Raw genomic sequence first — 17528 nt, 5'->3', positions numbered from 1 at the left:
TGGAGCACGACATGTTCCTGCTGTCCGAGATCGACGACGACCCGTCCGAGAACCGCGTCTGGAACGACTCCCTCGACGGCCGGGCGATCCACTCGTTCCTGCTGTGGAGCGAACCCGCCTCCGAGCGGGCCGTGCGTGCGGCGCTCGGCGAGGACTCCACGCTTGCGGGCAGCGCGGTCCTCCAGCCGGTCGACCGGGCGCGGCCGGCCCTGCAAGCCCTGCAGGGCGGCCTCGACCTCGCCGGTGACGGTACCCAGGGACCGGCCGGCACCGTCACACCGCAGGGCGGCCCGCCGATCGCCGTCCTGGAGGACTGCGGGCGCCCCGGCGACGCCCCGCGGCTGCGCCCCGCCGGGCAGCCGCTGCGCGATGCCGTCCTGGACGCCCTGCGCGTGCTCTCCCGGGCCCGCCTGCGGTACGTAACGGACCTCGGTGTCGGCGCGGTCGTCCTCGGCGGTGATACGCATCCCCTTCCGCAGACGCCCGAGATCATCTGGCTGCCGCAGCCGGCGGGCTCCCCCCTCGCGGATGCCGAACAGCTGCTGAGGGCCGGCGCCCGCGCCTGGGCCGGCCAGTGGCTGCGCGCCGAACACGAGGCGGGCATCCGCACCGCGCCGCCGGCCGACGAGGACCGTGCCTGGGTCGCCGGCCTGCTCGCCGACTGCTTCGCCCACCAGCTCCACGACCGGCTGGCCACCGAGCACCCCGGCCACCAGGAGTGCGCCGAGCGGGCCGGGACACTCCTGGCCGAACTGCGGGAGCTGCGCGACACCCTGCCCGAGCGCCTCGGGCGGATCACCGGTTTCGGCATCGTCACCGAGTTGGTGTCGTTCATGTATCCGGTCTGGAACCGGCGGCAGTTCGGCGTCAAGTCACCCTTCGACTACATGCGCCGGCTCCGTCCCTTCACCCAGGCGGAGCGCGAGGGGCACCACGCCCGCTGGGTCGCCGGAGCCACGCGCTGACCCTGGCCGCCGCACCCTCCCCCCTTCGCCGTACGTACCGAAAGGATCTGCCATGTCCCTGCCCGTCATCACCACCCGGGAGATGTTCGAGGGCCTCACCCATGCCGTCATCACCCGCCGGGGCGACCGCCGGCGCCGGCTGCTGGCAAGTCTGCGCTCCGTGGCTCCCCACACACCGCTCACCGGCGACGACGCGGAGACCGACGCCTTCGACAACGCCCTTGTGCACCACGTCTTCCAGCAGGTGCAGGCCGCGGTCGCCACCCGTGACGGTGAGCGGGTGGCACGGGCCCTGCGCCTGTGGCAGAACCGCGATGCGCTGCGGGCCCAGGCCATCGCCACCGCGGTCGGACCGGTCCTGGTGGTCAGCGCCGAGCAGTGCACCCCCGTGCAGGACGACCGGCTGGGCAGCAGGATGTATCTCCTGGACGCGCCCGAGCCCTTGCCCGGCCCGGAACGCGAACAGCTCGCCCTGACCCTCAACACCGCCATCGACGCCGCACTCGCGGTCGGCGCCGAGGTACTGCGCTCCTCCACCGCCGTGGTGATCCGCACCGGCGAGGTGGCACTCGGCGAGACCTGCCGCAGCTACACCTTCGACTTCCTGCCCGGGACCGTCGTGAGCAACTGGTCGGGCGAGCCGTTGCGTCTGGCCGAGACCCTGGTGCACGAAGCGACGCACTCATGGCTCAACGAATGCCTGGAGAGCGAGGAAGTGGAGTTCCCCCCGGGAACCAACTTCCACTCCCCGTGGAAGGGCGAGGAGCGGCCGGCCTTCGGCATCACCCACGCAGCGCTCGCGTTCGCACATGTCATCCAGTACCTCTCGCGCGTCCAGCCCGACGCCGGCGACCACTCCCGCCTGGCCGCCGTACTGCGCAGGCGCTGGGCCGATGAGCTCGACTCCCTGAACAGCGGCCGTGACGCCGCCGAGCAGTGCTTCGACATGGTGAGCAGCGAACGGCTGCGGGCCTACCTGCGCGCGGCCGTCGCCGACGCACACCGCCCGGCGTAGGCGGGCCGCGGTGAACGGCCCGCCCTACCAGGTCCCTCCTCCCCCGCCGCCGCGGCGAAGCGAACTGCGGGCGCCCCTCGCCAGGCTGCTCGCGGACCCCGGCGCCCGGATCGGGAGTTTCTGCTGGGAACCGGTGGCGTACGAGAGCTGGAGCCGCGCCGCGGACGGGGTGGCCCTCGTGCACGGGATGGCGCTGACCCGCACCGGCGCGCAACGGTTCTCGATGGTCCTCAAACGGCTCCGGCACCGGCCCTGGCAGCCCTTGCCCGGCGATCTGGCCCGCCAGATCGACGACGGTGGCGACGGCCCCGGGGACTGGTGCCTGTGGGAACGCGAGGCGCTGGCACGGGAGTCGGGGCTGCTCGGCGAGCTGCCCGGCCGGTTCAGTACCGCGCGCTGCCTGGGCATCGAGCGTAGCGGTGACGGCCGGCTGAGCCTGTGGCTGGAACACGTCGAGGGGCTGGCGGGCGCCGGCTGGGACGCGGGAGAGGTCCTCGCGGCCGCCGGGGATCTCGGGGCCTTCCACGCCCGGTACTTCGCCCGCCCCCCGGTGGCCAGCGCGTGGTTGTGCCGGCCGTTCGCCGAACAGGGAGCAGCCGCCCACCGGGCGGGGCTGGCGGACCATCTGCACGAGGCGTGCACCTCCCGGGACCCGGCGCTGCGCGCCCTGTTCCCGCCCTGGTCGGGTGCGGCGCTGCGGGCGGTGTGGCGGCACGGGCCCGCAGTGCTGCGCACCCTGCCGCGGACACTGGTGCACCGGGACCTGATCCCGGGGAACCTCTTTCGTACCGCCACGGGCACCGTCGCGGTGGACTGGGGGCAGGTCGGGCTCGGCCCGGCAGGCGAGGATCTGGCCACCCTCGTCCTGGCATCGGCGCCGGCCGCCCGCCTCACCGCGGACGAGATCGCCGATCTGGGGGCGGACGCCTCACGCCGCCACCGTGCCGGGCTCCGCGGTGCGGGACAAAACACCGGCCCCGGCCCCGTCGGTGTCGGGTACCGGGTGACGGCCGCGCTGCATTTCGGGACTCCGGTCGCCCGTACCGCGGCCCGGCTGCTGGCCCTGCCGCGGCGTGCGTTGTGTGCCGCCGCCGACGACGCGGACACGCGGCGCCGTATCGAGGTGATGCTGCACCACCTGGCCTGTGCGCAAGGCGACTTGCCGGCGGTGGAGGCCTGAAGCTTCCCGGGCTCAGGCGGTGGTGTGGGGGCGGTGGGAGGAGATGACCGGCCGCCCGGACCGCACCCGCAGGCGGTACCAGCCGCCCCGCGGGACGAGTCCGGGCAGCGGGAGAGCGTACGCGGCCGCGAGGAAGGACAGCGTGGCCGGGATGATGTCGCCGTGCGAGCACAGCACGACGTGCCCGCCGCGGTGCCCCGCCGCAAGATCCATGATCACTCCCGCCGCCCGGCCCGCCGCCCACGCTCCGCCGATAGCACCGCCCACCGGCGCGAACGGGCCGGCGACCCATGCCCTGGGCTCGGCGAAACCGAAGGCCTCACGCAGTCCCTCCACCGGGGTCACCTCGACACCGTCCCGCCGGGCCAGGGCTTCCACCGACTGACGGCACCGCAGCGCCGGGCTGCTGAAGAGGGCCGTCACCGTGCCGTCCAGCACGCCGGCAAGGACGTCGGCCTGGCGCAGGCCCGCCTCACTCAGGGGGCGTGCGTCGTCGTGCCCGCTCCAGGTGTCGCGGGGTGTCGAGGAGCAGTGCGGTACGACGTCGATGACGAGGTCTGCTGTTTCTGCGAACATGTGCCGCATTGTGGCGCGCCCTTGGGCATGCGCCCTCGCCATTAGCGTGAATCAGCAGTTTCGTTGACCGCCCCCAACGCCGCGCACAACAGTGGGCAAGCAGTTTTCCCCCACCGCGCCCTGGAGGTGCTGATGATCTCCGCGGGAACCCCCCTGGACGACATAGCGGAAGCCTTCATGGACCGCGGCGCCGCCGCCGTCCTGGACCACGCCCCCGACCTGGTGCGCCTGGACCGGGACCAGCTGGCGGCCCTGCCGTCCCTCCCCTACAGCGACGCCGGCTTCAGCCGGCGGCTGCTGCGGGAACAGCTGAACCCCGCGACCTCGGACTCCTCGCGTCCGCTTGCGCTGATCCGCCGGCAGCTCGACTGGCTTACCGGCGCGGCAGCCTGGCAGCCCCGTTCCGTGCTGCACCCGCTGTGCGGTCCGGGCAGCTACGCCGTCGCACTGCGTGAGCGCGGTGTGGAACGCTACACCGGTATCGACGCCGGGCCCGCGGTGGTGGCCCACGCCGGACAGCGGCTGCACGGCACGGAGGGCTTCACGTTCCTGCGCGGCGATGTCACCGACCCCGGGCTCCTCGGCCCGGCCCAACCAGCCGGGACACACGCGCCGGGCAGGGGCTTCGACAGTCTGCTGCTGTCCTACGACGCGCTCAACTTCTTCACGCCGCGGGCAGCCGTGCGGATGCTGGCTCCACTGGTGGACCGGCTGCACGACGGCGGCACCGCGGTGTTCGACGTCCTCCTCGCCGAGGACGGTGCGCCCGGCTTCGACGACGGCCGCCGGGCACAGCTGTGCCCGCGAGGCGGCCTGTTCCACGCCCGGCCGCACCTGCTGCTCAGTGAAGGATTCGCCCTGCCCGACGGCTCAGCCGTCGGGCACCGCATGATCGCCGTCGACACCCACGGCCCGCGGGTAGCGGGCGTCCATCACTCCATCCTGATGATCCCCACCCGTGAAGAACTCACCCACACCCTGCGCACGGCCGGCCTGCGGGCCGGCCTGGTGGGACGCCCGTTCCACGACCAGAACGACCCCAATCTCCTCCGCCATCTCGTCGTCGCCCACACCGGCCGCCGACCCGGCAACAGACGAAGGACGCAATGAAGATCACCTTTCTCGGACACGCCGGCGCCCTCATCGAGGCCGGGGACGTGCGCCTGGTCTGCGACCCCTGGTTCTCCCCCCGCGGCGCGTTTCTGTCGGGCTGGCACCAGCTGCCCGACAACAGCGCCTGCACGGACCTGCTCACGCAGGCCACCCATGTGTACGTCTCCCACGACCACGAGGACCACTTCGATACAGACGTGCTCCGCGGCCTGGACGAATCGGTCGAGCTGATCAGCGCGAACTACCCGCTGCCGAGCTGGCACCGGCTGGTGGAGGGCCTCGGCCACACCCGCACCACCCTGCTGGACGACGGCCAGACACTGCGCGCCGGACAGCTCCTGCTGCACCTGATCACCTCGCCCACTGCCCGGCACCAGGACTCCGCACTCATCGTGCAGGACACCGTGACCGGCGAGGTAGTCGTCAATCTCAACGACTGCCAGACCGACCGTGACCAGCTGCGCGCCCTGCGCCGGCGTCACCCGCGCATCGACGTGGTGCTCGCCCAGTACTCCGGAGCTACCTGGTACCCCTTCGTCTACGAGTTCCCCGCCGGCCGGCAACGGGAGCTGGCGGCCGCCAAAAAAGTCAACTCCATGCGGCGCTGGGCGGACTACATGAAGATACTGCGGCCCCGCACGGCCGTAGCCTTCGCCGGGCCGCCCGCGCTCCTCGACCCGGACCTGCGCACACACTCCCGCGGCCCCGGATCCATCTTCACCACACCGGTAGAACTCCAGCAATGGCTGCAGGAAACCGACCCCGGCCTTGCCGAGCGGTGCGTCGCACCGCTGCCCGGTGACGTACTGGACGTCACCAGCAGCACGATGCGGGAGGATCCCGGCATCCGCCGCGACTTCGCCTGGGACCGCCTGGAGGAGTACACGGCCCGCTACGCGAAACGCCGGGCGCCCGACATACAAGCCGTGCTCTCGGCCTGCCCGGAGCCCACACAAGACCTCTATCCCGCCTTCGCCGCGCACTTCGAGGCCCTGTTCGCGGTAGCACCGAAGGCCTGCGCCGCAGTGGACTGCATCGTCGGATTCGATATCCGCGGCACGGGCGGCGGCCAGTGGAGCGTCGATTTCACTACCGGCCAGATACAGCGCGACGAGCACACACCCCCCTCACAGCACGACTACCGTTTCACCCTGGAATCCCGCTTCGTCCCGGGAATCCTGCGCGGTGAACGCAGCTGGGAAGAGTTCTTCTTCTCCTTCCGCTTCCAGGCCTGGCGCCCATCGGTCAACGCCTACAACGAAGAACTGATGTCGCTCCTCAGCCGCAGCGACCCCCAAGACCTGGCCGTGTACTGCACCCGGATGGAACAAGCCCGCGGCCACGAACCGGGATCCTTCCGCCTGACCACAGCAAACGGAGACCTCGAGATCAGCAACACCTGCCCCCACATGGGAGCACTCCTCGGCCCCGAGGACTACGATCCCAGACTCGGAGCGATCGTCTGTCCCCGGCACTCCTGGCAGTTCACCGTCCCCGACGGCACCTGCGCGAACGGGCGAGCGACACTGGACATACACCCGCCCACCCACGACCAGGCATCCTGAACCACACCACCCCCACAGCACACAAACCCACACAAGCCACGGGACTGCGCACGGACACACAAGCCGCGGGACTGCGGGACCGCACGAGCACACAAACCCACACGCGCACACAAACCACACGCGCACACAAACCACAGGCGCACAAACCACACGGACCACGGGACCGCAGGGCCGCACGAGCTACGGGACCGCGGGGCCGCACGAGCTACGGGGCTGCGGGGGCACGGGCCACGGAGGCACGAGCGCACGGGGCCACGGGGCCGCGGAGGCACGAGCGCACGGGGCCGCACGGGCCGCGGAGGCACGAGCGCACGAGCTGCGGGACCGCGGGGCCGCACGGGCCGCGGGGCTGCGGGGGCACGGGCTACGGGGCCGCACGGGCCACGGGGCCGCGGAGGCACGGGCCGCGGGACCGCACGGGCCGCGGAGGCACGGGCCGCGGGACCGCACGGGCTACAGGGGCACGAGCGCACGGGGCCACGGAGGCACGAGCGCACGGGCTGCGGGACCGCACGGGGCTGCAAGGGAAGCCTCAGCGATACGTGCCGGGGAAGGCAAAACCAACCAGACCACCGCGTGCCGACAGACACCGGCCACGGCAACCCCTCACTCCTCAAAAACCTGCACCCGCCCGCGCCCGATCACAACCAGAAAGGCCCGCACCACAACCAGAACCGCACACCGCCCAGCAGGAACTCCCTCCAGCACAAGACCCACCCACACACACGCCACAAGTGCGCTCCGTGACGCAGACCCGATACGCCGCCACCTTCCGCGGACCAGCATCCCGCGGACCCCACCACGAACACAACGGGCCGGCGAAAACACCAGCCCCAGTCAACGACAAGCCACCCGGGACGAGCCCCCACACATCCCGGACCCTCAACGCTGCGGCCGGAGCACACGGCGTCCTCCACGCACGTGTAACGCAGATCTTGACCTTGTTGATTCCGTAGAAGCCTTCGGTGCTTGGCTCGCATACTGGTCTGATGAGTCCGATCTCCGCACACCATCGGTTCCGGGACCCGCGCAGCACGAAGTACGACTTCCTCAAGTCTGTCCTCGTACGCTGTCCCGGCTGCGAGAAGGTCGCGCACGTCGTGGCAGGTGCAGAGTCGGCCGGAGTGCGCGATCGAGACTTCTTCGCACCAAGGCGTCTCGTCTGCCGGAACTGCGGGGCGGCGAAGGAATGGAGCCGTGGAGGTGTGGCCCTGCATCGGGACCGGTACGAGCCAGCCACCGATCCGTACTTCGGCGTCAGTCTGTGGCTGCAGACCGAGATCCGGCACGGGTGGGTATGGGCCTACAACCTGGAACACCTGGACCTGATCAGGCGATTCGTGCAGGCACCGCTACGAGAAGGGATCCCATGGCACGACCACGGCCGGAAGATGACCGTGGTGACCCGCCTGCCCGCGTGGATGCAGCAAGCCAAGAATCGCGACGAGGTGCTGCGGGCCATCACCCGCATCCATGCCTCACTGCTCCACACCTGACTCGGGAACACTGAGCTTGTCGCTCATCGCGTGACGCGTCTGGGCTCAGGTTCTGTGCGGTGGAGCATGTGATCGCCTCGCGTGGCCCATCGTGTTGGTCATGGGGCGGGTGACCCTACGGATGGCGAGTGGGTGCAACTTGCCCCACATCTGCCGAAGACCGGGTGCCGGGATGGACGTTGGACTGACTGTCGGACGATGATCGACGGGATCCTGTTCCGGGTTCGCACGGGTGTCCCGTGACGGGACTGCCGGAGCAGTTCGGGAGCTGGAAGACCTGAGTGCACCACGCCATGCTAGGCATCGCACGGATGCACAACCTCACTCCCGCCGAATAGACCACCAGCCGAACAGTGGCCCACCACGCCGAGGCCACTCAGGGATCATTTACGGGACGGCCCTTGGGTGAGCATGCGGCCGACCACGGAGTAGCGCCTTGCCTCAAGCGACTTCACTGATACACGCAGAATCGCGGACACCGAACACCGCACAGACCTCCACGCGCATCAAATGCAGAACCCGATTTTAGCCCGCGCAGACAAAGCCAATCACTTGCCGACGACCGGAACACATCCCACCAGCGAACCCTTTAGCGGCTTCTGTCCTGGTTCGGGAAACCGGATGTCACCTCAAGTGCCCAGCCAGCTACCCTCCGCCTTCAACCTGGGCAAGTTGCGCACCGTGGCGATGACTCCCTTGCCGCAGAATCACCGTTCGGGTTTCACTGAGATCGCACACTTCGGAACGGGGACCTTCGGCACGAGGAGCCAACTCAGTCGCTGACACGTCAGAGAGTCGTATAACTCACAAGCCTTCTTCTCTCAGCTCTTGCGTCTCCTGTTCGCCCGGCGATCCATTCCCTGCGCGGAGGCAATTGATGAACCCATCGAGCTTTCCTTCACCCTCTGTTGGCCCTGGACTGCCACGGACGACAGGACACGGACAGCCGAAGTCGGGCGCCGAAGGACGCCGCGGCGACGTGCTCACCACACGAGTGGGACTCCAAATGGCCCCCAACCTCACCTTTGACGCATGGCAACGCGCGGGCGGACAACTGGCAGGAGTGATCGACTCATCCTCCTGGTGGCTGGGCGACTGGCTCGTATACGGCAAGGACCACTACGCCGACCGCTACCAACTGGGCATCCGAACCGCCGGCCTGAAATACCAGACGCTACGCAACTACGCATGGGTATCCAGAAGATTCGACATGCACCGGCGCAGGGACGCCCTGACCTTCCAGCACCACGCAGAAGTAGCATCCCTCCCCTACGAAAAACAAGAAATGTGGCTCGACGACGCAGAAGCAAAGCGATGGACGACGAAACAACTCAGAAACGCCATCAAAGCAATCAACGAAGGAGAACCAGCCACCGCCCCGCGGCCGGAAACCCCACGACAGATCGCACTCCCCGGACACCGAATCGACCGATGGCACCAAGCCGCCGAACACTCCGGCATCGACTTCGACCGATGGGTACTCGTCACACTCGACAGCGCCGCCGGCCAAATCCTCGAACACACCGAAAACATAACCGCCCTGAGCGCCTGAACCCCCACCGAGCCGTCCCCCATCCAACCGGGAGACGGCTTCGGCGGTCCCGGAAACAAGTACAAACCCACCGCCCGCGCCACTTGCCACACCACCGCACAGACCGCACCCGCAACCCGCCGTCAGGGCAACCGGGCAATAAGCTCAGCAGTCTCACGATGCCGCCCACACGAACGCTGCGCGAACGACTCCTGAACACGCGCCCGAATATGCGGCTCCTGCTCCTGACTCAGCTTGAACATACCCTCCGCGCCAGTCACAGCAACACGAAAAGCACCCACACCCGGGACAAGCTCGCGGAAATACCCCTCCGACTCCGTCATGTCCCAGCCCATACCAACATCACCCTCAAAGGCCCGGACCGTCGCTTTCACCACCTCCAGAGTGTCCTCCGACGCCTCAACCTTCTCAACAGTCCCCCGGACATGGACAGCAGTGAAGTCCCACGTCGGCGCAGCAGGAGTCTTCTCATAAACCACCGGCGAAACATAGGCATGCGGCCCCGTAAACACCAGCAGGACGGGCGCGCCGTCCTGCAGTGCCGCCCAGTGGGGGTTCTTGAGGTTCATGTGTCCGAGCAGACTGGCACCTGACAGGTCATCAGTCCAGTCGTGGCTCACCTGCGGGTCCCGAATGACGGGCAGATGCGTCGCGAACGGCACGTGGTCCGCACCACCACCCGTGACACACAGGGCGAGCGGGTAGCGGCGCATCAGATCCACCATCCACGAGCCATTCGGCTCGCTATATTGCGGTGGGACAAACATGCAGAGTTCCCTTCCGTGAATTTCTTCGATCAGTTGCTGAACCGCAGGAATGCTGTCTGACAGGTTGTCTGGTCAGCAGGACAGAGGACCGCGAAACAGGTTGATGGATGTTCGGTGACGGTCTCGCAGTTCAGCGTTCTGGACACCGTGCCCCTCTTCCGGAGAGAGGCACAGCACTCCCACTTTTCCACTGTGTTCGTTGCGATGGACAGCCCGTGCGGCATCCCCTGTTCCTGAAAGAGGGAACACAGTCGAGAGCGTGGGGTGCACCATCCCCCGTGCGATCAGGCGATTCGCTTCCCATGCCTCACGGTAATTGGCGAAGTGAGTCCCCACAATACGCTTGAGGTTCATCCATAGATAGCGATTGTCGAATTGGTGCATGTACCCGGATGTAGAGGCGCAGGTGACCACTGTTCCGCCTCGTCGGGCCACATAGACGCTGGCGCCGAAGGTCTCCCTGCCGGGGTGCTCAAGGACGATGTCGGGATCTTCGCCACCGGTGAGTTCCCTGATGCGGGCGCCGAACCGGCGCCACTCGTGGGGGTCCTGAGTCGTCTCGTCCTTCCAGAACCGGTACCCCTCTTCGGCCCGGTTGATGACCAGCTCGGCTCCCATGGCCCGAACGAGGCGGGCCTTTTCATTGCTGGAGACAATGCACACGGGCACCGCACCACCGTTGAGGGCCAGTTGCGTGGCGTACGAACCAAGGCCGCCACCGGCACCCCAGATCAGCACCACATCGCCCTGTTTCATGTCGGCGCCGTTGCGGGAGACGAGCTGGCGATAGGCGGTTGAGTTGACCAGCCCTGACGCCGCGGCCTCCTCCCACGTCAAGTGGGCCGGCTTGGGCATCAGCTGGTTGGTCTTGACGAGCGCGAGCTCGGCCAGGCCACCGTAGTTCGTCTCGAATCCCCATATGCGCTGGGCCGGGTCCAGCATCGTGTCGTCATGGCCATCGGGAGACTCGAGTTCGACCGACAGGCAGTGCGCGACGACACGGTCTCCAGGCTTCCAGTTGCTGACGCCGGGGCCGGTGCGCAGGACGACGCCGGACAGATCGGACCCCAGCACGTGGAACGGCTGATCGTGACGCTGTGCTCCCGGCACGGAGCGGGCGTAGCGCTCCAGGAATTTGAAGGTGGGCAGCGGTTCGAACAGTGCGCTCCATACGGTGTTGTAGTTGATCGAACTCGCCATGACCGCGACGAGCGCTTCGCCGGGACCGGGCTCCGGAGTCGGTACGTCTTGGATGTGCACCGATTTGCCCGGGTCCTTGTCGGCGGTTGCCATGCCCGCGAACATGGTCGTCTCGTGCTTGAGTACGACTGCTCCGCGATAGGAGTCCGGCACCGTCATCGCGGCGAAGTCCTCCGCTCGAGCACTGTCCGAGAGCACGGCACTGACTATTTCTTTCATTCTGGGTTCCTCAGGTCGTGGCGGTTTCGGGCTGTACGAGCGGGTGCCGGGTACGGCCGGGAGCCGGCGGTGAGCATCCATGCTTGCATCGGCGATGAGTTGGTGGGGAATGACCGGCCTTGCGGTTCCGTGCCTCTCGGACACAGCCCTCGCCGTCACGCAGACTCCGCGTCGAGGGTAGTTGCGGGCCATATGTCCTCGTTCTCCTGCCGACAGGAGAGACAGGGGGCCTGTTGGGGCGACCCTGCACGGCGTCGCTCCCGCCAGTCTGCGTGGACCGGGCCCCATCAGTAGCCTCCGGGCGGTTGTGGTGCAAGGCGTCGCCGCGCTCTCCGGGCAGGACGCTGTTGTGGAGCCACTCGTTCAATCCGGCGGCACGTTCAATCCGGCGGGCATCCGGTCAGGCGGCCGGAGTGGTCGCCGCGGGGGCCGGAGCCTGTGGGGGCCGGCCCAGGAGGCGTGCGGTCGCCGCTGTCCCGGTTCCGATCCGGTGCATGGCCCGGCCTCAGGTCGTCCGACCCGCGTAGCGAAGGGCCGTATCCTCGGGGGGTGTTGGCCACATTCCAGCTCACAGCGGCATGTTTCCTCGCTCGGTGCGGGTCAGGTCGCGTTTGGTTCTGAGCAAGCGCAATGCGCGTGCTACGTGGCTGCGTGTCGTCGAGGGCTGGATCACGGCGTCGATGTAGCCGCGGTCCGCGGCGACGTAGGGGTTGCAGAACTTGTCCTCGTATTCGCGGCGCAGCTCGTCGCGGAGGGCATCGACGTCATCGCCGGCGGTGTGGGCGGCAGTCAGTTTTCTGCGATGCACGATGTTCGTGGCACCTTCGGATCCCATGACGGCGATCTCGGCCGCGGGCCAGGCCAGGTTGACGTCGGCACCCAGGTGCTTGGAACCCAGGACGTCGTAACCCGCACCGTAGGCCTTACGAGTGATCACCGTGACCAGAGGGACGGTCGCTTCGGCGTAGGCGTAGATGAGCTTCGCGCCCCGTCGGATGATTCCCGTCCATTCCTGTTCCGTCCCGGGCAGGAAGCCGGGGACGTCGACAAAGGTCAGGACAGGGATGTTGAAGGCGTTGCACGTCCGTACGAAGCGGGCGGCCTTCTCGGAAGCGTTGATGTCCAGGCAGCCGGCGAGGTGCAGCGGCTGGCTCGCCACGATGCCGATCGAGGCGCCCTCGATCCGGCTGAACCCCACGACGATGTTCGGTGCGTACGTCTCCTGGACCTCCACCAGTCCGATCTCGTCGACGACCTGCTCGATGACGTCACGCATGTCGTACGGCTGGGACGGGTCCGACGGCACGAGGGAGTCCAGGGCCGCCCGGCATTCCGCCTGCGAACCGATGGCGCCGTCGATCAGAGCATCGGCCGGGTACTCCGGAGGGAAACTGAGGTTGTTGTCCGGGAGAAAGGAGAGGAGATCCTTGGCATAGCCGATCGCTTCCTCTTCGTCGTCGGCGATGTAGTGGGAGTTTCCCGAAATGGAACTGTGGGTGCGGGCACCGCCCAGTTCTTCTACGCCGATCTCTTCTCCGGTCACCGCTTTCACTACGTCAGGGCCCGTAATGAACATGTGCGACGCCCGGTCGACCATTACCACAAAGTCGGTCAGGGCGGGAGAGTAGGCGGCACCTCCCGCACAATATCCCATGATGAGAGATATCTGCGGGATCACTCCGGATGCTTTCACGTTTCGGTGGAATATCTCGGCGTACAGCGCCTGGGAGACCACGCCCTCCTGGATGCGGGCACCCGCGCCGTCGTTGATGCCGATGATCGGCCTGCCCGTACTGAGTGCCAGATCCATGACCTTGAGGATGCGGCGGGCGTGCGTCTCGCCGAGCGACCCTCCCATATAGGTGGCGTCTTGGCTGAAGACGCACACGGCGCGGCCGTCGACGGTCCCGTAGCCGGTGATCACTCCGTCTCCGTAGTGCTCCGTCCGCCCGTCGCCGAGGGTCTCGGCCGAGCTGCTCAGCGCATCAAGTTCGACGAAAGATCCCGGATCCAGAAGGAAGTCCACACGCTGGCGAGCGCTGAGTTTCCCTTTGGCCTGTTGCTTCTTCGCGGCCCTGTCTGCCTGCTCGATCACGACCCCTTGACGTCGCTGAAACTCCTTGACAGCGTTTTCTCGTCCACGCACAGCCATGAGATACCCGTCCTCGGCCAGAAATCCGAACTGCAACGACCAGTATTGTCGGCACCCTGAGACTCTATTACTGCGGAATGCCTGGAGGCAGCAGCCCCCGGTCTCCGAAATGAACGGACATCAAGGAATTGAATCCCCAGGAACGTTTCACGTAAAGAGAATGAGGCCGGACCCCGTCTGTCGGTGGCCCTGTCCTGGCAGCAGGACAGGGCCACCGACAGACGGGGTCCGCCGCCGGACGTCAGTCGGCGTCCAAGGTGACGTCAACAGCCGTCAGATCTGACGTCACCTCGCTTGCAGTGACGTCAGATCTGACGCTATGGTGACGTCATGGACCTCGCGCCGCATGTAACGAATCTCAGCAGAGCGCTCGCCGCGGCCGGCACGGCCGGCGGCGGGGAGGCCGAGGCCTTCCTCGAGCGCTTCGCGATCCCGCTGGAGTCGGCCATCCGGCTCACCCTGCTGGAGGTGGTCTCGGAAGCCGCAGAGGAGATCAGCGCGAGTCTGTCCGCAGGCTCGGTGGATGTCCGGCTGCGCGGCAGCAATCCAGACTTCACGATCACCACGCCGTCACAGTCGACCGGAGACAGTGCGCGGGAGGCGGTTACGGACACCGACGAGGCGTCTCTGGCAGCGCTGGCAGCAGATGAAGGGCCTCTCTCCCGCATCACCGTCCGGATGCCGGAGCGACTGAAACAGCACGTCGACGAAGCCGCCGGCCAGGCGGGGGTGTCAGCGAACGCCTGGCTCGTGCGGGCTGCCGCCACAGCTGTGCAGACTGCTCGCCGCACCGGGCAGGGCAATAAGCGCGGCCTTCTCTTCAACCAGCATCATCAGGGCTGGATCCGCTGATTGGGCTGCGGCCGGCCGCCGCGGCACCCCATGACCACGTCACCACCCACGTCACCACCCCCACCAAGAAGGGTCCAGCCATGCCTACCTTCGAAACCCCCACCCCCCTTTCCGTCACGCTCGACCTGCTCGCGGCCGACGTAGAGGTCACGAGCAGCGAACGCACCGATACGGTGGTCACCATTCGCCCCGTCAGCGACAGCGAGGCCAGCACGCAGGCAGCCGAGCAGACCTCGGTCGAGTACAAGAACGGCAAGTTGCTGCTCAAAATGCCCAAGCCGCGCCGTGGACTGTTCTCACGGAGCCGCTCCATCGAGGCCGAGAAGGACTCGGCCATCCATATCGCGATCGAGCTTCCCGCGGGCTCGGACCTTTCCGGTGAGGCCGCCCTCGGCTACCTCACCGGCCGTGGACGCCTGGGCTCCTTCCGCTTCAGCTCGGCCTGTGGAAGCGTCCAGCTGGAGGAGACCGCCGGGCTGCGTGTCGAGACAGCCCTCGGTGATGTCAGCGTGGGCCGGGTGTCCGGCGCCGCGGACATCACTGCGACACAGGGCAACCTCAAGATCGACTACATCGACGGCCCCGCGCGCATCAAGAACCTCAGCGGAACCACCGTCATCGGTGACGTCACCGGTGAGCTGCACCTCACCGCTACCAGCGGCGAGGTCTCTGTCGGCCGGGCTCACAGCGACGTGCAGGCGAAGAACACGAACGGCGACATCTACGTCGGCGAGGTCATGCGCGGCGAGATCGACCTGGAGACCACCCGGGGCTCGATCGGCGTGGGGGTCCGTGAGGGCTCTGCGGCACACCTCGAGGCGCGCGCCCTCATCGGCGGGGTGCACAACGTCCTCAACGACACTGCCGCCCCCGCAGATCCGGCTTCCACCGTTCAGCTGCGCACACGCACCGTCATCGGCGAGATCAACATCCACCGGGCCTGACCCGCACCATCCATCACGCAAGAAGTCACGGAAGGAGGGGGCATGACGACTCCCCAATCAGCCATCAGTGTCACCGGCTTGTGTAAGGCGTACGGCGACAAAGTAGTTCTCGACGGCATCGACCTGGAGGTGTCCGCAGGGACGATCTTCTCGCTGCTCGGACCCAACGGGGCCGGTAAGACCACGGCGGTAGAGATCCTTGCCACCCTCATCACAGCAGACGCCGGCGACATCCGCGTGGCCGGCAAAGACGTGGTGCGGGACCCGGAGGGCGTACGCAGCGCCATCAGCGTCACGGGGCAGTTCTCCTCGGTGGACAACCTCCTCACCGGACGTGAGAACCTCATCATGATCGCGGATCTCCATCACCTGGGACGGCGCGAGGGGCGGCGGCGGGCCGACGAACTCCTCGAACAATTCGACCTCGTGGACGCAGGCAAACAGCGCGCGCTGGCCTACTCCGGAGGTATGCGGCGCCGGCTCGACCTGGCGATGACCCTGGTGCGCCGTCCGAGCGTCATCTTTCTCGACGAGCCGACGACGGGGCTCGACCCGCGCAGCCGGCATGCCATGTGGGGAGTCATCCGCAATCTGGTCGCAGAGGGCGTCACGATCTTCCTGACGACGCAGTACCTGGAGGAGGCCGACCAGCTCGCGGACCTCATCGCGGTCCTCGATCAGGGGAGACTTGTGGCGCAGGGCACGGCCGCAGAACTGAAGCGGCGCGTCCCGGGCACCTACGTGCGTCTGGAGTTCGGCGAGCAGCGACACCTGGACATGGCACTCCATGTCCTGGAGGAGGCTCGGCGTGACCGGAACGAGCTGGCACTGCAGGTGCCGAACGACGGAAGCGTCGGCGCGTTGCGAGTACTTCTCGAGCGGCTCGACGAGCAGGCGGTCGAGGTGGCCGAGCTGACGGTCCATACGCCCGACCTCGACGATGTCTTCCTCGCCCTGACCGCTCCCACGCACCGCCGGAAAGAGACCGTCTGATGAGTACCCTCAGCTACTCCGTGACCGATTCGATGACGATGCTGCGGCGGAGTCTGCGCCATGGCGTCCGCTTTCCGGCCATGCTGATCTCCAGCCTCGTCACACCGGTCGTCCTGCTTCTGATGTTCGTCTACATCTTCGGTGGGGCCCTGGGAGTGGGGGTCGGCGGGGCCACGGGCGGCAGGGCCGGCTACCTGAACTACATCGCTCCCTCGATGGTCCTTCTCACCGTCTGCTACGGAGGCGGCAGCACAGCCGTGACGGTGAGCGTCGACCTGACCGAGGGCATCATCAAGCGGTTCCGCACGATGCCGATCTCCCGCGGAGCGGTGCTCACCGGGCATGTCCTGGGTGGTTTCCTGCGGACCATGGCAACGGTGACGCTCGTCCTGGCCGTTGCCCTGGTGATGGGGTTCAGCCCCAATGCCACCCCTGTCGAATGGGCAGCCGCCATCGGGGTCCTCGCCCTGCTCAGCCTGTCGCTCACCTGGCTGATGATCGCTTTCGGGTCAGCGGCCAAGAATCCCGGCAGCGCCAACACCGCAGCCATGCCTCTGCAGATCCTGCCGCTGGTCAGCAGTGCCTTCGTACCCACCTCCTCGATGCCCACCGGGGTGCGCTGGTTCGCCGAATACCAGCCCTTCACTCCAGTCATCGACACTCTGCGCGGTCTGATGCTGGGCAGCAGCATCGGTAACAGTGCCTACATCGCACTCGGTTGGCTCGTCGGCATCACCGTGGTGGGATTCTTCTGGGCCAGGGCCGCCTTCCATGCGCGGGGCCGCTGACCTCACATCCGACTCGTGCGACAGCCGCCGTCCCCGGCACACCCGGGGCGGCGGCTGTCGCACGCGCGAGCCGTGCCGGACGCTGCGATCACTGCGTCCAGGTGTCCAGGTGTCCAGGTGTCCAGGTGTCCACGAGGGTGAGGGCCTCGTC

At 67.6% G+C, this 17528-nt stretch carries 15 protein-coding genes and 1 pseudogene; 12 read left to right on the top strand and 4 right to left on the bottom strand.

The window, feature by feature from the left end; translation table 11 throughout:
• Positions 1–11: 11 nt before the first annotated feature.
• From OG584_RS34670 to OG584_RS34660, 3 genes are read left to right on the top strand one after another with little or no spacing between them, the layout of a single operon-like run.
• Complete coding sequence (locus tag OG584_RS34670; protein ID WP_405773784.1) at positions 12–965, top strand: hypothetical protein; 954 nt, start codon at positions 12–14, stop codon at positions 963–965.
• 52 nt (positions 966–1017) lie between these two features.
• The gene (locus OG584_RS34665) at positions 1018–1980 is read left to right on the top strand and encodes an aKG-HExxH-type peptide beta-hydroxylase (protein ID WP_405773786.1); all 963 of its coding nucleotides are present in this window, start codon (positions 1018–1020) and stop codon (positions 1978–1980) included.
• A 10-nt stretch (positions 1981–1990) separates the two neighbouring features.
• Entirely contained in the window at positions 1991–3160 is a 1170-nt protein-coding gene (locus OG584_RS34660) for a phosphotransferase (protein ID WP_405773788.1), read from the top strand.
• Positions 3161–3172: 12 nt separating this feature from the next.
• On the opposite strand, the gene OG584_RS34655 is transcribed toward OG584_RS34660, so the two are convergent.
• Complete coding sequence (locus tag OG584_RS34655; protein WP_405773790.1) at positions 3173–3736, bottom strand: histidine phosphatase family protein; 564 nt, start codon at positions 3734–3736, stop codon at positions 3173–3175.
• A 63-nt stretch (positions 3737–3799) separates the two neighbouring features.
• Here OG584_RS34655 and OG584_RS34650 point away from each other — a divergent pair, with 63 nt between their 5' ends.
• The 5 genes and pseudogenes from OG584_RS34650 (at position 3800) to OG584_RS34630 (ending at position 9462) form a co-directional block, all read left to right on the top strand.
• Positions 3800–4846: a class I SAM-dependent methyltransferase gene (locus OG584_RS34650; RefSeq protein ID WP_405773792.1), complete on the top strand. Its 1047-nt coding sequence runs from the start codon at positions 3800–3802 to the stop codon at positions 4844–4846.
• The gene (locus OG584_RS34645) at positions 4843–6414 is read left to right on the top strand and encodes an MBL fold metallo-hydrolase (protein ID WP_405773794.1); all 1572 of its coding nucleotides are present in this window, start codon (positions 4843–4845) and stop codon (positions 6412–6414) included. The genes OG584_RS34650 and OG584_RS34645 overlap by 4 nt, the downstream gene beginning before the upstream one ends.
• A 989-nt stretch (positions 6415–7403) precedes the next feature.
• Entirely contained in the window at positions 7404–7910 is a 507-nt protein-coding gene (locus OG584_RS34640) for a hypothetical protein (RefSeq protein ID WP_405783798.1), read from the top strand.
• Between the two features lie 81 nt (positions 7911–7991).
• A pseudogene (locus OG584_RS34635) lies at positions 7992–8188 on the top strand (transposase); the annotation flags it as partial.
• A gap of 599 nt (positions 8189–8787) precedes the next feature.
• A complete protein-coding gene (locus tag OG584_RS34630; RefSeq protein ID WP_405783796.1) occupies positions 8788–9462 on the top strand; it encodes an LmbU family transcriptional regulator in 675 nt (224 codons plus the stop codon).
• A gap of 122 nt (positions 9463–9584) precedes the next feature.
• Here OG584_RS34630 and OG584_RS34625 read toward each other — a convergent pair whose 3' ends face one another.
• The 3 genes from OG584_RS34625 to OG584_RS34615 form a co-directional block, all read right to left on the bottom strand.
• Positions 9585–10229, bottom strand: coding sequence for an FMN-binding negative transcriptional regulator (locus tag OG584_RS34625; RefSeq protein WP_405783794.1), 645 nt, complete (start codon positions 10227–10229; stop codon positions 9585–9587).
• A 72-nt stretch (positions 10230–10301) separates the two neighbouring features.
• Positions 10302–11648 carry a crotonyl-CoA carboxylase/reductase gene (ccrA, locus tag OG584_RS34620; protein ID WP_405783793.1) on the bottom strand — a complete coding sequence of 449 codons (1347 nt, stop codon included), beginning with the start codon at positions 11646–11648 and terminating at the stop codon, positions 10302–10304.
• Positions 11649–12216: 568 nt separating this feature from the next.
• Positions 12217–13800, bottom strand: coding sequence for an acyl-CoA carboxylase subunit beta (locus OG584_RS34615; RefSeq protein ID WP_405783791.1), 1584 nt, complete (start codon positions 13798–13800; stop codon positions 12217–12219).
• A gap of 330 nt (positions 13801–14130) precedes the next feature.
• Here OG584_RS34615 and OG584_RS34610 point away from each other — a divergent pair, with 330 nt between their 5' ends.
• The 4 genes from OG584_RS34610 to OG584_RS34595 all read left to right on the top strand — a co-directional run bounded on the left by OG584_RS34610 (position 14131) and on the right by OG584_RS34595 (position 17377).
• Complete coding sequence (locus tag OG584_RS34610; protein WP_405783790.1) at positions 14131–14652, top strand: hypothetical protein; 522 nt, start codon at positions 14131–14133, stop codon at positions 14650–14652.
• Between the two features lie 80 nt (positions 14653–14732).
• On the top strand, positions 14733–15596 hold the full coding sequence (locus OG584_RS34605; RefSeq protein ID WP_405783788.1) for a DUF4097 family beta strand repeat-containing protein: 864 nt from the start codon (positions 14733–14735) through the stop codon (positions 15594–15596).
• Between the two features lie 42 nt (positions 15597–15638).
• The gene (locus OG584_RS34600; RefSeq protein WP_405783786.1) at positions 15639–16589 is read left to right on the top strand and encodes an ATP-binding cassette domain-containing protein; all 951 of its coding nucleotides are present in this window, start codon (positions 15639–15641) and stop codon (positions 16587–16589) included.
• Positions 16589–17377 carry an ABC transporter permease gene (locus tag OG584_RS34595; RefSeq protein ID WP_405783784.1) on the top strand — a complete coding sequence of 263 codons (789 nt, stop codon included), beginning with the start codon at positions 16589–16591 and terminating at the stop codon, positions 17375–17377. The genes OG584_RS34600 and OG584_RS34595 overlap by 1 nt, the downstream gene beginning before the upstream one ends.
• Positions 17378–17528: the final 151 nt, after the last annotated feature.

Source organism: Streptomyces sp. NBC_00859 (assembly GCF_045161865.1).
Classification (GTDB): Bacteria; Actinomycetota; Actinomycetes; order Streptomycetales; family Streptomycetaceae; genus Streptomyces.
The sequence above is the reverse complement of the archived record's forward strand: the minus strand, read 5'-3'. Positions and strand labels throughout refer to the sequence as shown.

Coding starts and splice junctions, on each gene's coding strand:
- ccrA (WP_405783793.1), bottom strand. CDS start 11,648: ATGAAAGAAATAGTCAGTGCCGTGCTCTCGGACAGTGCTCGAGCGGAG.
- OG584_RS34640 (WP_405783798.1), top strand. CDS start 7,404: ATGAGTCCGATCTCCGCACACCATCGGTTCCGGGACCCGCGCAGCACG.
- OG584_RS34665 (WP_405773786.1), top strand. CDS start 1,018: ATGTCCCTGCCCGTCATCACCACCCGGGAGATGTTCGAGGGCCTCACC.
- OG584_RS34670 (WP_405773784.1), top strand. CDS start 12: ATGTTCCTGCTGTCCGAGATCGACGACGACCCGTCCGAGAACCGCGTC.
- OG584_RS34615 (WP_405783791.1), bottom strand. CDS start 13,800: ATGGCTGTGCGTGGACGAGAAAACGCTGTCAAGGAGTTTCAGCGACGT.
- OG584_RS34630 (WP_405783796.1), top strand. CDS start 8,788: ATGAACCCATCGAGCTTTCCTTCACCCTCTGTTGGCCCTGGACTGCCA.
- OG584_RS34610 (WP_405783790.1), top strand. CDS start 14,131: ATGGACCTCGCGCCGCATGTAACGAATCTCAGCAGAGCGCTCGCCGCG.
- OG584_RS34655 (WP_405773790.1), bottom strand. CDS start 3,736: ATGTTCGCAGAAACAGCAGACCTCGTCATCGACGTCGTACCGCACTGC.
- OG584_RS34600 (WP_405783786.1), top strand. CDS start 15,639: ATGACGACTCCCCAATCAGCCATCAGTGTCACCGGCTTGTGTAAGGCG.
- OG584_RS34645 (WP_405773794.1), top strand. CDS start 4,843: ATGAAGATCACCTTTCTCGGACACGCCGGCGCCCTCATCGAGGCCGGG.
- OG584_RS34595 (WP_405783784.1), top strand. CDS start 16,589: ATGAGTACCCTCAGCTACTCCGTGACCGATTCGATGACGATGCTGCGG.
- OG584_RS34625 (WP_405783794.1), bottom strand. CDS start 10,229: ATGTTTGTCCCACCGCAATATAGCGAGCCGAATGGCTCGTGGATGGTG.
- OG584_RS34605 (WP_405783788.1), top strand. CDS start 14,733: ATGCCTACCTTCGAAACCCCCACCCCCCTTTCCGTCACGCTCGACCTG.